This is a genomic window from Ruegeria sp. BC7 (assembly GCF_056539165.1).
This window is the reverse complement of record NZ_JBQFUL010000022.1, coordinates 1-1217: the sequence shown is the minus strand read 5'-3', so window position 1 is coordinate 1217 and position 1217 is coordinate 1. Positions and strand designations below refer to the sequence as shown.

1 protein-coding gene is annotated in these 1217 nt (G+C 59.0%); it reads right to left on the bottom strand.

The window, feature by feature from the left end; all coding sequences use genetic code 11:
• Positions 1 to 41: 41 nt before the first annotated feature.
• Positions 42 to 1217: elongation factor Tu (tuf, locus tag ACR0KS_RS20390; protein WP_170390328.1), on the bottom strand; the 1176-nt coding region annotated here is incomplete at its 5' end.

The window sequence follows — 1217 nt, the reverse complement described above, 5'->3', positions numbered from 1 at the left end:
TTAGTTTAACCGATGTGCCGGGCTGAAGCCCGGCCTACCGATTATTCAATGATCTTCGACACAACGCCGGCGCCGACGGTGCGGCCGCCTTCGCGGATGGCGAAGCGCAGGCCGTCTTCCATCGCGATCGGTGCGATCAGCTCGACGGTGAAGCCGACGTTGTCGCCGGGCATAACCATCTCGGTGCCAGCCGCCAGGGTCACGGTGCCGGTCACGTCAGTCGTACGGAAGTAGAACTGCGGACGGTAGTTCGCGAAGAACGGAGTGTGACGACCGCCTTCTTCCTTGGTCAGGATGTAGGCTTCGGCCTCGAACTTGGTGTGCGGTGTAACCGAACCCGGCTTGCACAGAACCTGGCCACGCTCAACGCCGTCACGGTCGATACCGCGCAGCAGGGCGCCGATGTTGTCGCCTGCTTCACCGCGGTCCAGCAGCTTGCGGAACATTTCAACACCGGTACAGGTGGTTTTCTGAGTGTCACGGATGCCGACGATTTCGATCTCGTCGCCAACGTTGATCACGCCACGCTCGACACGACCGGTCACAACGGTACCACGACCCGAGATCGAGAACACGTCTTCAACAGGCATCAGGAACGGCTTGTCAACTTCACGCTCAGGGGTGTCGATATACTCATCAACAGCCGCCATCAGTTCCTTGATCTTCTCTTCGCCGATTTCCGGGTTGTTGCCTTCCATCGCGGCCAGAGCCGAACCTGCGATGATCGGAACATCGTCGCCGGGGTAGTCATAGCTGGACAGCAGTTCGCGAACTTCCATCTCAACCAGTTCCAGCAGCTCTTCGTCGTCAACCTGGTCAACTTTGTTCAGGAACACGACCATCTTCGGGATACCAACCTGGCGGCCCAGCAGGATGTGCTCACGCGTTTGCGGCATCGGGCCGTCTGCGGCGTTCACAACCAGGATCGCGCCGTCCATCTGAGCGGCACCGGTGATCATGTTCTTGACGTAGTCGGCGTGGCCGGGGCAGTCAACGTGCGCATAGTGGCGGTTGTCGGTCTCGTATTCCACGTGGGCGGTCGAGATGGTGATCCCGCGCGCTTTCTCTTCCGGCGCACCGTCGATTTGGTCATACGCTTTGAAGTCACCGAAATACTTGGTGATCGCTGCGGTCAGCGTCGTCTTACCATGGTCAACGTGGCCAATCGTGCCGATGTTGACGTGCGGTTTTGTACGCTCAAACTTTTCCTTTGCCAT